This window comes from Sphingomonas sp. PP-CE-3G-477 (assembly GCF_003050745.1).
In the GTDB taxonomy this organism is placed as follows: Bacteria; Pseudomonadota; Alphaproteobacteria; order Sphingomonadales; family Sphingomonadaceae; genus Sphingomonas.
Window position 1 is genome coordinate 1 of record NZ_QAOF01000011.1, and the last position, 13,903, is coordinate 13,903.

At 65.5% G+C, this 13,903-nt stretch carries 9 protein-coding genes; 2 read left to right on the plus strand and 7 right to left on the minus strand.

The window, feature by feature from the left end; translation table 11 throughout:
* Positions 1 to 347: 347 nt before the first annotated feature.
* From C8J45_RS16575 to C8J45_RS16600, 6 genes are all read right to left on the minus strand, one after another.
* Positions 348 to 1,280: a metallophosphoesterase gene (locus C8J45_RS16575; RefSeq protein ID WP_107964230.1), complete on the minus strand. Its 933-nt coding sequence runs from the start codon at positions 1,278 to 1,280 to the stop codon at positions 348 to 350.
* Between the two features lie 52 nt (positions 1,281 to 1,332).
* Positions 1,333 to 3,828: a TonB-dependent receptor gene (locus tag C8J45_RS16580; RefSeq protein ID WP_107964231.1), complete on the minus strand. Its 2,496-nt coding sequence runs from the start codon at positions 3,826 to 3,828 to the stop codon at positions 1,333 to 1,335.
* Positions 3,829 to 3,907: 79 nt separating this feature from the next.
* On the minus strand, positions 3,908 to 4,855 hold the full coding sequence (locus C8J45_RS16585) for a FecR domain-containing protein (RefSeq protein ID WP_107964232.1): 948 nt from the start codon (positions 4,853 to 4,855) through the stop codon (positions 3,908 to 3,910).
* Positions 4,813 to 5,343, minus strand: a complete 531-nt coding sequence (locus tag C8J45_RS16590) for an RNA polymerase sigma factor (protein ID WP_181321251.1) — start codon at positions 5,341 to 5,343, stop codon at positions 4,813 to 4,815. Before C8J45_RS16590 ends, C8J45_RS16585 begins: the two co-directional genes overlap by 43 nt.
* A gap of 243 nt (positions 5,344 to 5,586) precedes the next feature.
* Positions 5,587 to 7,047 (minus strand): CHAD domain-containing protein, encoded by a 1,461-nt coding sequence (locus tag C8J45_RS16595; RefSeq protein WP_107964234.1) that lies wholly within the window; start codon positions 7,045 to 7,047, stop codon positions 5,587 to 5,589.
* A 103-nt stretch (positions 7,048 to 7,150) separates the two neighbouring features.
* Positions 7,151 to 7,480 carry a multidrug efflux SMR transporter gene (locus C8J45_RS16600; protein WP_107964235.1) on the minus strand — a complete coding sequence of 110 codons (330 nt, stop codon included), beginning with the start codon at positions 7,478 to 7,480 and terminating at the stop codon, positions 7,151 to 7,153.
* 270 nt (positions 7,481 to 7,750) lie between these two features.
* Between C8J45_RS16600 and C8J45_RS16605 the strand changes: the two genes are divergently transcribed.
* Positions 7,751 to 10,198, plus strand: coding sequence for a prolyl oligopeptidase family serine peptidase (locus C8J45_RS16605; protein WP_107964236.1), 2,448 nt, complete (start codon positions 7,751 to 7,753; stop codon positions 10,196 to 10,198).
* Between the two features lie 203 nt (positions 10,199 to 10,401).
* Positions 10,402 to 11,622, plus strand: a complete 1,221-nt coding sequence (locus C8J45_RS16610; RefSeq protein WP_107964278.1) for a multidrug effflux MFS transporter — start codon at positions 10,402 to 10,404, stop codon at positions 11,620 to 11,622.
* Positions 11,623 to 11,750: 128 nt separating this feature from the next.
* On the opposite strand, the gene C8J45_RS16615 is transcribed toward C8J45_RS16610, so the two are convergent.
* Positions 11,751 to 13,847 (minus strand): phosphocholine-specific phospholipase C, encoded by a 2,097-nt coding sequence (locus C8J45_RS16615; protein ID WP_107964237.1) that lies wholly within the window; start codon positions 13,845 to 13,847, stop codon positions 11,751 to 11,753.
* Between the last annotated feature and the right edge of the window lie 56 nt (positions 13,848 to 13,903).

Consider the following 13,903-nt stretch of genomic DNA (forward strand, 5'->3'; position numbering starts at 1 on the left):
GCGAAAACCGAAAAACCCATAGACCAGCATTTGCGGCCCGCGGCTTCATGCTTTGGAGGATATCGTACATCTACCGATGCCCGATTTCCTTCACACAACCGGACTCTCAGCAGCTACCGGACGCTTACCGAAACGGGACGTCCATTCGTCTTAAACGGCGGACGACGTGGGCGGGCAAACGACCTGACAAAACCCGTGCGCCTGATCGTCAGCCTCAGTCGCTTCTTCGAGCAATTGCGAAAATCGCGGTAGATCGCGGCAATCGCGCGGCTCACAGAAATTCCAAGCTGGGTTCCGAGCGGCGAAGTTGAATTTGGAAAGCCCGTATGGCCTCTCATCCGCTGGGCTCAGATCGGCACGTCCTGTCGATCGACACTAGTGAAGCCATAGGTCCTGTACCGGCTTTCCACCTTGCGACCGGAGATCGTGATGTCGGTATACCCCTCCGGCGTGCCGAGGAACGATCCGCGCCAGTCCGCGCCGGCGACGGCACCGGTCGTGATGAAGGATATCCCATTGAGCTCGATCCGCTCATAGACGTGGCTGTGCGCCTGGAGCACGGCGAGCACATCATAGTCGCGAAGGATGCGCAGCACTTCCCGCCCGTTGACGACGAACGTCCAGTTGTGCGGGGTGTCGAGCCAGGATTCGGGTTCGTAGCACTGCATCGCGGTGACGAGCGGGATGTGCGTCACCACGACGATCCGCGTACCCTTGGGTTGCGCCGCGAGATCCGCACGCAACCATGCTCGTTGGACGGCGTCGACGCGGCCTTCGTAATTGCGGTCGGCGGTCAGACCGATCGAGTCCAGCACGACGAAATGCACGCCCTTGTGGTCGAACGCGTAATAGCGCGGCCCGAGCCGATCGATGTAGAACTGCTTGCCGTAATCGGGCGCCGACGGATCGATGCCGCTCTTGGGGAAGACGCCCAGGCAGTCGTGATTGCCGATGACGTGGTGGATCGGCTTGCGCAGGTGTGCGCGTTCGGTGCGCTGATAGAGATCCATCAGCAGCGTCGCACGCTCCCGCCCCGTCTCGAGCGCATCCTCGACATGGTCGCCGCCCAGGATCACGAAATCGACGGGCGATGCGGAGATCTGCTCGAAGCACTGCGCGCAAGCGCGATCCGCGCCCAGTTCCGGCCGGATGTGACAATCGCCCACGAACGCGAAGCTGAAGCTGTCGCCGCCACGTACCGGCTCGGTCGCCGCGGCCCGGGCTCCCAGGGGAACGAGCGGCGCGCCAAGAGCGAGCTTCAGGAGATTGCGGCGTTCCATGGGGCACCTGTCGACAGGAGGAAGAGGGGGAATTCCCGACACGCGGCAACGGTCAAAATTGGACGCGGACGGTGCCGAACACCTGGCGCGGGGCGGCGGTTTGGAGCGCCGTGTACGTGCCGTTCGGATCGGACGTGACGAAACCGGCGGTCCCGGTCGACGCGATGTATTTCTTGTCGAACACGTTCGTCAGGTTGAACTGGACGTCGAACATCCGGCTGAACCGATAGCCTGCCGACAGGTTAACGTTGACCGCGCCGAGCAGCTTTGCGTCGTTGAGATAGCTGTAATAGCGGGCGCTGCGGTAATGCGCGTTGACCCCGCCCCAGATCGTGCCGTCGTCGTAGATGAGCTCGGCAGTGCCGACGTTCCTGGGCGACGCGACGACCTGCTTGCCCTTGGTGGCGACGAGCGCGCCGCCGAGCGGCTGGACATCGTCGTCATAGGTCGCGTCGTTATAGGCATAGCTGCCGTAGAGCGACCAGCCGCGCGCAAACTTCCAGTTGGCGGCCGCTTCAGCGCCCCTAGACGAGACGCCGCCGACGTTCTGGAGCACGTTCTGGTTGCCGACGATGGTCGCGCTGATCGACGAGGCGAGCAGGCGGTTGGAGAACTTCACGTAATAGCCGGTCAGTGAGAGCTGAAGATTACGATCGTGGAAGCGATAGCCCGCCTCGAACGTGTTGGTCATCTCGGGCTTAAGGTCGCTGCGGATGAAATCGAACCCGGCCTGCGAGCTGCTCGAGAACGGGCCGCTGGAGGTCGACGCGACGAACGCCGCCATGTTGCGGGTATAGTCCGCGAACACCTCGTTGTTCTCGTCCAGCGTGTAGAGCGCGCCGACGGTCGGCAGGAACCAGTTCTTGGCCTGGATCGAACCGTCGATCGGCTTGGTGCTAACGACGCTGTGCGCGCGGTTGGTCGAGACCACACCCTTCACGCCCGCGTTCAGCCGCAGCGCGTCGGTCGCCTGCCACGTGTCGCTGACATCGAGCTGGACGGTGTTCGTGACGTATTCGTTGTAGAAATTGGTCTTGAATGGATTGGTGTAGAATTGCTGGAACTCGCTCGGTGCGACGCCCTTCTGCAGGCCGTAGAGATACGAACCCTGATCGAAGGCATTGCGTTCGTACCAGATGCCCCCTTCGATCTTGTGATCGCCGGCGGCGAACTTGAGCCCCGAGATCACGCCCTTCCGGTTGATCGCGTAGCGGAGCGCGGACACCGAGACGGGCGATCCACCAAACGCGGCGGGCGTCGCGTCGTAGGGGCTCGCATAGGTGCCGATACCCTTGTCGAGATGGATGTAGCCGGTCGTGAAACCGCTCAGCCGGGCCCCGAGCGCATAGTCGAGCTTCTCGTACGCCAGCAGATCGCGCCGTACGCCGCCGCCCTGATAGATCGTATCGTCCGCGGCTGCGAACGGTGCCGGCGGGGTGCCGCCGTTCTGGACGATCGTCGCGAGTTGCTCGGCCAGCGCAAAATCGCGGATGTTGTCGAACCTGTAGCCATAGGTCTTGAGGCGGGCGAGCGAGACGTCGTTGTAATCGTCCTCGCGCCGGTCGATCAGGTTGAGGAACGTGGTCGACTTGACCGCGTCGCCAAGCGGCTGGACATATTTCGCGTTGAACTGGTCCTGCACCTGCTTGCCCCAGCCACGCCATTTGCCCTGACGGTCATGCGCGTAGGACACCGCCAGTCGCCCGCCCCACGGCAGCTCGCCGCTGTTGACGCGGGCAAACGAGCGCCACGAATTGGCGCTGCCGTAGCTTTGCTCGAGATCGATACCGAGTTTGTCGGTGGGGTCGATCGAGGTGAAATCGACGGTGCCGCCGATGTTGCTGGTCGAGGCTGTGCCGAGCGCGCCGCTGCCTTGCGCGAGCGTCGCGGCGCCATTGTTCTCGCTGAGCAGCCCACGGTTGATCGAAAGGCCGTTGTTGTTGCGGTACTGCATATTGCCGAGCGGCACGCCGTCGAGCGTGAAGCCCATCTGGTCGGTGAGGAAGCCGCGGATCGAGAGCTGAGTCGCCGCCTCGTACGTGCCGTGTGCGTCGGAGGAGTCGAAGTTCACGCCGGGCAACCTGCCGAGCGAGCGCAACGGCGACGAGCCGCCGGTCAGCTTCGCCATCGCCTTGGCCGACACCGTCTGCACCTGGCGGGACTGGCCTTGGCCGAGCACGACAATATCCTGCCCGGGCGTACTGGCGGTCGCAGCATCGGTGGAGTCCTGCGGCGTTTCGACCGAGGTGACCTTCAGCGATATCATCGAGGGGGTTTCCTCGGCGATCATCAGCCCCTGCCCCGCGATCAGACGGCGCAGCGCCTCGCCGCGCGTGAACCGACCGCGCAACGCTGCCGAACGACGATTGGCGATCGCGTCGTAGGGAAAGCTGACATGCACGCCGGCTTGCCGGGCGAACGCGTTGATAGCGGTCGCCGTGTCGGACGCCTTGATGTCGAACGCGACGCTGGTCGCCTGCGCCTGCGCGTTGGCGGCAACGGGTATCGCCACCGCCACGATGGCCGTCGTCGTCAAAAACCTGAACATGAAATCCCCGCATCGCACCGTGTGACGGACCAGGGATGGATGAGCGCGGACAAACCGCCATCGACCGCGAAAATAAACTTTATGCGCGGGTCAGGACTATCCCGCCAGACGGGCCCGCGGTCGCGCGGATGCCGAACGTACTGCGCAGCGCGCGAAGGAATTCCGCCGGCCTGGTGGTCGCGAAACTGCCGCCCACACGGAGCCGCGACAGCGCGGGATCGCCGATCACGATCTTGTTAGGCAGATACCGGTTCATCTCCGCGACCGCATAGTCGAGGCTTTCGCCGTTGAGCACCAACGTGTCGTGCTGCCACGCCGTGACCCCGCCGAGATCGTCGCGCGCCTGGACACTGACCTGCCCTGCCGTGACGAGCGCGACTTCGCCCGCACCGATGCGCACCGTCGATCCATCGGCGATACCGCCCGTCAGCACCGCCAGCTCGCACCCCGCACCGCGCAGCCGGACGTTGTACGCACCGGGGTCGAGCTGGAACTGCCCCCCCGGCGTCAACAACTGCAGGCGGTTGTCGGCTGCCAACCGCAGCGCAATCTCGCCGCGATCGAGCCAGAGACGTGCAGGCGCACCCGTCCGCCAGTAGACGCGACTATCGGTGTTCAGATCGAGCGAGATGCCAGTCGTCACCGCGACCGCCATCCGCTGACCGACCCGCGTCTCCGCCATATCGCGCGCCGCAGCGCGGTAGGCGATTCCCCCGCCGACCACCGCGACACCGACGATCGAGCCGGCAGCACGTAGGAGCTGGCGCCGGTTCGGCCGCGCGACGGTTTTCGCCGCGGGCTGGGCTTCAGGCGAAGCCCTCGTCTCGCCCCGTGTGCCGCGCAGGCCATCGAGATCGCGCCACGTCCCGGCGACCTCCGCAAAAGCCACGGCATGGCGAATGTCGGCGTCGCGCCACGCTTCGAATGCCGCGACATCCGCCGATCCCGCGTCGAGCGCGGCCAGCCAGCCGGCAGCCTCGTCGGTCAGGTCGGCATGACGCTGCGGAATGTCGGAACGGCCTGGCACGCTTCCTCCGCCTGCGCTTCGTTATCGCGCCGGGCTCTCGTGATGAGCGCCAGCCCCTTAGCGATGTGCTTTTCCACGGTCGAGACCGATATGCAAAGCGCTTCGGCGATGGCGCCCGGCGTCATCCCCTCGACCTTCCGCATGCGCAGGACGCGCGAGCATTGCGCGGGCAGCGTGTCGATCAGGTCGAGCAGGCGTTGCAGTTCGGATCGCCCCGACGCGATTGCAAAGGCGTCGGGCGCCGGGTCCGCGACACCCAGCATGTCGAGCGACGCGAGCATGTCGATCCGCACCACGTTCGCGCGACGCAGTCGTTCGAGCGCAAGATTGTGCACGATCGTCAGGACGAAGCCGCGCGGCGTGACGATCGCGCGGTAATCCGGCGTCTTGAGGACCCGCGCATAGGCATCCTGAACCAGATCCTCGGCATTGTCGCGGCCGCACAGATACGCCGCTTTCGCGCGATAGGCCGGCGCATGCGGTAGCACCTCTGCGAGAAACCACCGATCGATGTCACGCAGCTAGCTCAACACATGCTCCAGACGCTATGCTGGGCCGCTTAGAGCCGTATTCTTACACGACGGGGACAGCGTCCTTGGGGCAATTCGACAAATCTGTGCGGCGTTTAACAACTTCCGCCATTCTTCGTGTCGGCTGCAAAGGTGAAGTAGGCCGGCCTAGGCTCGGCCGCGTCCGACGCGATCGTCCGACCGGGCGCCAATCGTCCGGCGCTAACCCCAGAACGTCTTGCGATCCTGGAGGTCGTCGTACGCCTCGGCTGCGGCGTCGATGATCTTCGATTTCTTGCGGTGTGCCAACAGGCTCCTGGCACCGGGTTCGTCCCGCAGGCCCAGCCGGTCCAGAACCGTCGGCGCCGTCGCCATATCGTTAAGCGCGCCGAGCTGATCCTGCAGCTTTTCCAGCGACTTCAAGAACTTTCCGTAGCGCCGCGCACGCTTCTTGCCCGGGAACAGGGAGCCGAAAAACTCCGCCCCGTAGCGGAGCCGTTTGGCGGCCTTGCGGACTTCATGCCGTTCCTCGTCCGCCTGAGTGGGAAGCGATCGACCACGCTTGCCGACGCGCCGACGCAGCTTGTGCAGCGTCTCCGCCGCGAACTGCCTTGCCGGCGCGTCCAGAGCATCGCGCATCGACGGGGCGGTGTGCCATGCCCCGCATACCAGCCACTCCGTCAAATCGAGCAACAGGGCGCGAACCCGGTCTGAGCTCAGCGCGGTGTCGACCGCGGCATAGGCGGCATCGCGCGCCCGGATGAGATCCTGGAACAGTGAGGCGCCAGGCTTCGCCTTCGCCAGCAACACGTCCAGGTCGCGCGCTTCGCCCAACACCGAGCCCAGCCAGCGCAACTCGCTGCGGAAATGCGGTACCTCGTCGCCGTCGAGCAAGGGCTTGAAGATCGAGAAGGCGGATCGCAGCCGACGCAACGCCACGCGCGCTTGGTGCAGTGCCTCGGCGTCGGCCTGGTCTAGCAGGATAGTCTCGTTCAGGCGGTATTGGCGTATGCACGAGCCGGCGACTGCCTCGAAAGCATCCGCCGCGGATGCGGTCCGGCTGAGCGCGACCCGCTCCGTCTTGCATGCCTTGGATATGGGACGAAGCAGGGCGTAGCCGCGCTCCGACTTGGTCACGATGCCCAGGCGGACCGGAAAATGTGCCGCTATCGTCTTGGCCAGCGCAAACAAGGCGGCGGGCTCTCCCCGCTTCAACTCCAACTCGAGCTCGCAGACCGGCGACTGACGATCACCCGCGGCGGCGTACCCACGATCCAACACCAGTTCGATCGACGCCTCGCCGTAGTCGACCATCCACGTCAGGCGCTCGACAGCGACCGTGAAGATCGGAGCGACGGTGCCGGCCTCGTCGCCCAGCAGCGCCGGAATGGGGGTCCGATCGTCGACGACCGGTGTCATGCCGGACACCTCCATTTCCCATTCGGACCGCGCGAAGAGGCCCGCCGCCTTCGCATCCGCGACCTTGATCGTCTGTGTCAGCGTGTCGCCGGACCGGCGGATGCGCAACGAGACGCCACCTTGCGAAAGCGCCAGATCGGGCGTGTCGAAATAGACGGCGTGCATTTGTCGCGTACTCGCCGGGCGATCGACCAAGTCGGACCCCGTAAAGGCGTTGGCCGACGCGGCATCCAATACCAGCTTCAGTTCGACTTCCTGTGCCACCGGATACCTTCCCGCAAAATCGCAACGCCTCGTACACGGAGCAACCTGCGATAGGTTTCGCTGGTTCCCGGATAGTCGCAAGCTCGGAAAGTCGCAGCCACTCTCAGTGGCTCGAAACGTTGGAGAACACGTTCATGACGATGACACCGGCGACGATCAGGCCCATTCCGGTCACAGCAGCGGCATCGAGCTTCTGACCCTGGAACGCCCATGCAGCGGCCGAAATCAGGACAATGCCGACGCCTGACCAAATCGCGTATGCAATGCCTGTCGGGATCGTACGCAGGGTCAGCGACAGGAAGTAGAAGGCAATGCCGTACCCGATGACGGTCACGACCGTCCAAGGCAGGCGGGTGAAACCATTCGACTGCTTCATGGCGGTCGTGGCACAAACCTCGGAGACAATCGCGATTGCTAGCATGAGATAGTTCATGCACGCCTGCTAGCACACTCAATGCGGTCAGATTTGTGACGCTTACTGCCTTTGGGGCGGGGCTGGCACAGCTCCGCCGCAGCCTCTCACCAACCCTTAGCGACGCCACGCCGGCAGCCACTCGTTCATTCGGGTTCGTGGAGACCCCAAGGTCGGTCCAACACCTTGCTCCACGACGAAACTCTCGTAAGCTCTGGCCTTTCGCATCGTCGTTGGCCCCTGCAGACCCCGGGCGCCAAACGGCTTGGCGACAGAGACAAAGGAATTCGAATGCGCGTCGGTGCCTGTCTGATCGCCCTGCTCCTCACCACCGCCGCCGCCGCTCAGACGCCCGGCGGCAGCGCCTATCATCGCGCGCCCGATGCTATCGCCAAGGCGCTGGAGACGCCGCCCACCCCCTTCGTCACCGTCAGTCCCGATCACCGGACGCTCGCGATCCTGGGGCGTGAGAACCTGCCGTCGATCGCCAATCTGTCTAAGCCGATCCTGCGGCTGGGCGGCTACCGCATCGATCCCGCCACCAACGGCCAGGCCGAGGTCCGCGTGCAATGGCTGAACGCGCTCAGCTTCAAGAACGTCGGCTCGGGCCGGACCGTCGCGGTCAAGCTGCCCGCCGGCTTGCGCTTCGCCGCACCCGATTGGTCGCCCGACGGCACCCGCGTCGCCTTCTACGCGCAAGAGGCCGACGGCCTGTCGCTATGGATCGCCGAGCGCGACGGCAACGCCCGCGCCGTTGCCAAAGGGCTGAACGGCACGTTCGGCACGCCCTTCGCCTGGATGCCGGACAGCAAGACGCTGGTCGCCAATACCGTGCCCGCCGGTCGCGGCGCCGCGCCCGTCGCAAGCAGCACTCCCACCGGCCCGGTGATTCAGGAAAGCGCCGGCCGCACCTCGGCGGCGCGAACCTACGAGGATCTGCTCGGCGATGCGCATGACGAGGCGCTGTTCGATCATTACTTCACCGGCCAGCTGGTCCGGATCGATCTCGCGGGCGCTGCGCAGTCGATCGGAACGCCGGGTCTGATCACCGAGTTCAGCGTCTCCCCGGACGGTCGCTACCTGCTGACCGAGCGGCTCAAGCGGCCGTATTCCTATCTGCTGCCCGCCAGGTTCTTCCCGACCGAGATCGCAGTGTCGACGATCGGCGGCCAACCGGTGAAGACACTGGTCGATCGCCCGCTCGCCGACGATCTGCCGGTCGATTTCGACGCCACCGTCAAGGGCCCGCGCGAGGCGATGTGGCGGTCCGACGCACCGGCGACGCTGGTCTGGGCGGAGGCACTCGACGGCGGCAATCCGCGCGCCAAGATCGCGTTCCACGACAAGGTGATGATGCAGCCCGCGCCGTTCGATGCGGCACCGGTCGAACTCGCGCAGACCCCGGCCCGTTATGCGGAGACACTATGGGGCGACGACGGTTTCGCGGTGGTCGTCGACCGCGAGTGGCGTACGCGCACCGAGCATCGCCTGGCCGTCGCGCCATCGCGACCGGGCCAGACGCGGACGATATCGACGCTCAACTATCAGGACCGATACGGTGATCCCGGCGAACCGATGGTCGAAGACAATGCCGCCGGCAAACCGGTGATGCGCTTCACGCCCGCGCATGACGGCGTGTACGTCACCGGCGACGGCGCGACCAAAGCGGGTGCGTTCCCCTTCCTCGCGACGATGCCGCTGGCCGGGGGCGAACACACGCGACTGTGGACCGCCAAGGCGCCTTATTACGAAACGGTCGTCGCCTTGCTCGACGAGCGCGGCCAGCGAATCCTGACACGGCGCGAAAGCGCGAAGCTAGCGCCTAACTACATGATCCGCGGCGTGAAGGGCGGCGGCGCCAAGGCCGTTACCGCCTTCGCCGATCCTGCCCCGGTCTTTGCCGGCGTCACGCAGCGCACGATCACCTATCCGCGCGCCGACGGACTGCCGCTGTCGGGTTCGCTGTATCTGCCCGCCGGCTATGACGCGAAACGCGACGGGCCGCTGCCGACGTTGCTGTGGGCGTATCCGGCGGAGTTCACCGACGCGAAGGTCGCCGGCCAGACGGTCGATCAGGGCAACCGGTTCGTCCGCCCGCGCGGTATCAGTCATCTGTTCCTGCTCACGCAGGGCTATGCGATCCTCGACAATCCCTCGATGCCGATCATCGGCGAGGGCGGCGTGGAGGCCAACGACACCTACGTCAAACAGCTACAGCAGGATGCGCAGGCCGCGGTCGACGCGGTGGTCAAACTCGGTGTCGGCGACCGCAGCCGCATGGCGGTCGGCGGGCACAGCTACGGCGCGTTCATGACCGCCAATCTGCTCGCGCATACCGATCTGTTCCGCGCCGGCATCGCACGATCGGGCGCCTACAACCGCACGCTGACGCCGTTCGGCTTCCAGGCCGAGCAGCGCACTTATTGGCAGGCGACGCCGACCTATACGGGAATGAGCCCGTTCACCTACGCCGACAGGATCAAGGCGCCGATCCTGCTGATCCATGGCGGCGCGGACGACAACAGCGGCACCTTCCCGATCCAGTCCGAGCGGATGTACGCGGCGCTGAAGGGCAACGGCGCGACGGTACGCTACGTCGTCCTGCCCAACGAGCCGCACGGTTATCGCGCGCTGGAATCGACCGAGGAGACGTTGTGGCAGATGACCGACTGGCTCGACAGCTACGTCAAGCCGAAGCAGACCGGATCGACGGTGGCGGCGGCCGCCGCGGAAAAGTGATCGATGTACCGGTGGCGGTCCGGAAATAGGGTGAGCGTCGTGATCGGCGAAGCCCGTTCCTTGGGCCATCGTATGTAGCCTCTGTGACTGGTATCGGCGATGCCAGTCACAGAGGTTGCTTCGAGCGTGCCGGCAGGCATGGTCACTGGTGAATTGCTGTCCTAGATGACGGCCCCATGATCGATAAGCAGACTTCCACCTCCATGCGCGCTGGCGAATTCGTCGCGTTCGTCGCCGCGCTGATGGCGGTCAACGCTTTGGGCGTGGACCTGATGCTGCCTGCGCTCGCCGACATCGGCCATCAACTTGCCATCACGACGGCGAACCACCGGCAGTGGATCATCACGGTCTACATGCTGGGCTTCGGTGCCGGACAGCTCGTCTACGGCCCGCTTGCCGACAGATATGGCCGCAGACCTATCCTCCTCATCACCCTAGCCGGCTTCGTGGCGGCCAGCATCTTCGCCGCGGGTTCGCAGACGTTCTCCGCGCTTCTCGGCGCGCGCGTGCTCCAGGGCCTCATGTCGGCCTCGACGCGGGTACTCGCGGTCGCGATCGTGCGGGACCGGTATTCGGGCCGCCAGATGGCGCGCACGCTCTCCGTCGCCCAGATGATCTTCTTCCTGGTGCCGATCATGGCGCCGAGCCTCGGCCAGGTCCTGCTCGCGTTCGGGCCTTGGCGCTTCATCTTCTATGCGCTGGCGACCTTTGCGGCGGTCGTCCTCGCCTGGTCCACGCTCCGCCTGCGTGAATCGCTGCCGGTGGAACGCCGTTCCCCCTTGTCGCGAGCCGCTCTTGGCCGCGCCTACCGATTGACGCTGACGAACCGGTTCTCCGCGGGCTATGCCGTGGCGGCGTCGATGACGTTTGGCGGCATCATCGCCTTCGTGTCCTCCGCCCAGCAGATATTCGTCGACGAGTTCCATGCGGGCGAACGCTTCACGATCCTGTTCGCCATCTGCGCCTTCTCGATGGCCTGTGCATCGTTTGCCAACAGCCGCCTCGTCGAGCGGCTTGGCACCCGCCTCATCTCGCAGTCCGCATTGCTCGCCCTGATCGCCTTGTCGCTGCTCCACCTGGTGGTGATCGGCGTCGGACGGGAATCGCTGGGGACGTACATGCTGTTCCAGGCACTCAGCATGACGTGCATAGGACTGTGCGGGTCGAACTTCGGTGCCATGGCGATGGAGCCGGTCGGACACATCGCCGGTACCGCATCCTCGATACAGGGCTTCATCACCAGCGTCGGGGCGGTGATCGTCGGCTCCATCATCGGGCAGGCCTATGACGGCACGACCTATCCGCTAGCGATCGGATACCTGGCGATCGGCGTCGCGGTTCTGGGCGTCGTGTACTTCACGGAAGGGCGAAGGCTGTTCCAGGCTCGACATGCTAGTGACACGCACGAGCCAGGGGACGGCTGACCCAAACCTGACATTCGCATCGAGTGGAGCGCCATCTCGCCAGAACACCAGGTCGGTACCGTCCCACCATTGTCAGCGGGGGTACGGCGACGCGGTGCATGGTCTCGCCGAGACTAACGGAAAGGAAGTCAGACCGGCCGAGCGGTGACGAACGGATCGCTGCACGTCATCCGACCGGGTGCGTCGATCCGCCCCGATACCCGGCGTAGATAGTTCGGGACCGTCCCGGCAACGACCGTGATGTCGTACCAGCCATAGCTGTTGCTCAGCGACCAGCTACTCTGCGCTTCGGCCAGCGTCACCGCGGTCTTCGCGCCCACGCGTTCAACATGCGCGACCAGCTTATGGGTGCGGTGCCCGTTGGGAAGGTGCAACGTCATCGCGGTGTCGGTCACGCGCCAGACGAGGCCGGATAAGGGCGCCGGGTCGTCACGATGCCCCGTGAAATGACGGTGGAAGCCGTTCGGGCCGAGCACCCAGAGGTCGTAGCGCCCCTCGCCGTCGAACGCCCAGCGCCCGTCCAGTACACGTCCGGGTTCGACCGTGAAACGGCGCGGCGCCTGGGTCAGGTCGGTCCGGTCGTAGACGTGGAAGACCGCAGCTTGGGCACCATCGACAGCGAACCGAAGCTGGATCGCGCCATCGACGATCGCCTCGTCGACGGTCAAGGCATAGGGCAGCGGGCGAGCGCGGCGAATGCCGGGTTCCTGCCAGGGCAATGCTACCCCGAGCGGCGCTTGGGGGCTTATCTGCCTGGGGATCGCCGCCGCGCGCACCGCATCGACGCGCGGATCGGGCATGGCGGCAAACGGGGCGGGATCCGCAGCGGTGAAGTCGAACGCCGAGGTCAGGTCGCCGCATACCGCTCGGCGCCACGGTGCGATATTGGGCTCGTGGAAGTCGAACCGGCGTTCGAGGAAGCGGATCACCGAGGTGTGATCGAACACCTGCGAATTGACCCACCCGCCCCGGCTCCACGGCGAGACGACGTACATCGGCACGCGCGGGCCTAGCCCATAAGCCCGGCCGCGATAGGCGGGGAGATCGAGCGCTGCATCGCCCTTGCTCGGGTGGCGGTGATAGCTGCCCTCGAGATCGACCGTCGATCCGCCGAGGACCGTGCCGTCGTCGGCATGCGAGGGTGGCGCCGGCGGCGGGACGTGATCGAAGAAGCCGTCATTCTCGTCGAACATGACGAGCAACCCCGTCCGCGCCCAGACCTTGGGGTCGGCGGTCAGCGCGTCGAGCACTTCGGCGGTGTAAGCGGCGCCTTGCGCCGGGCTCGACGGGCCGGGATGCTCGGAGCCCTTCGCGGTGGCGATGACGTAGGACACTTGCGGCAGTCGTCCGGCGAGCACGTCGGCGCGCAAGACGTCCAGTCCGCGCGTCGTGAGCGCGCGATCTCTTAATACGGCGTCGCCGCCACCTTGGTGCGCGTCGCGAAACGTAGCGAAACCGACCAGCGGGTTGTCGGTGAAATTGTCCGCCATGTCCTGGTAGATGCGCCAGTCGACGCCCTTCGCCTGCAACCGCTCGACCACCGTCGTCCAGCGATACGGCTCGGCAGCGCCGCCGTCCGCGGGGAAACTATCGTGCGAATTGCCGATCGCCGGACCGCCCAGCGTGCCGCCGGGATCGTTGGTGCCGCTCCACAGGAACAGGCGGTTTGTGTTCGTGCCCGTCTGGACCGAGCAATGATACGCGTCGCAGACCGTGAATGCCTCGGCGAGCGCGAATTGGAACGGGATGTCCTCGCGCCGGTAATGCCCCAACGCGCGCTGGCTCTTCGCCTCGGGCCAGTGCGCCATCCGCCCCTCGTCCCATCCGCGCTGCGCATCGGGCCAGCTATGCGGCGTACCCTCCATCCGCATCAGGTCGAAATTGGTGCGCGTGGCGAGGTGGAACGGCAGAACGGTGCGCGCACCGCCGGGTGCGGTCCGGTCGCGCTGATACCAGACCGGGTTAGGCTTCGTCGCATCCGACCCCGACGGGACCGGGATCGGCAACCGGTCTGCAAAGCCGCGGACGCCGCGCAGCGACCCGAAGTAATGATCAAAGCCGCGGTTTTCCTGCATCAGGATCACGACGTGTTCAACATCCATGATCGAGCCCGTCTTCACGTCCGGCGCGATCGCCGCCGCCCGCGCGATCGCTGCGGGAAACGCGGACAATGCCGCACCAGCAAGGCTGGCCCCGAGCAGCGTACGGCGAGAGACATCGGTCATCGGGGCAATCCACAGGAGAAGAGCATGATCCGCAAACGTCGGCGGACCATGCCCGT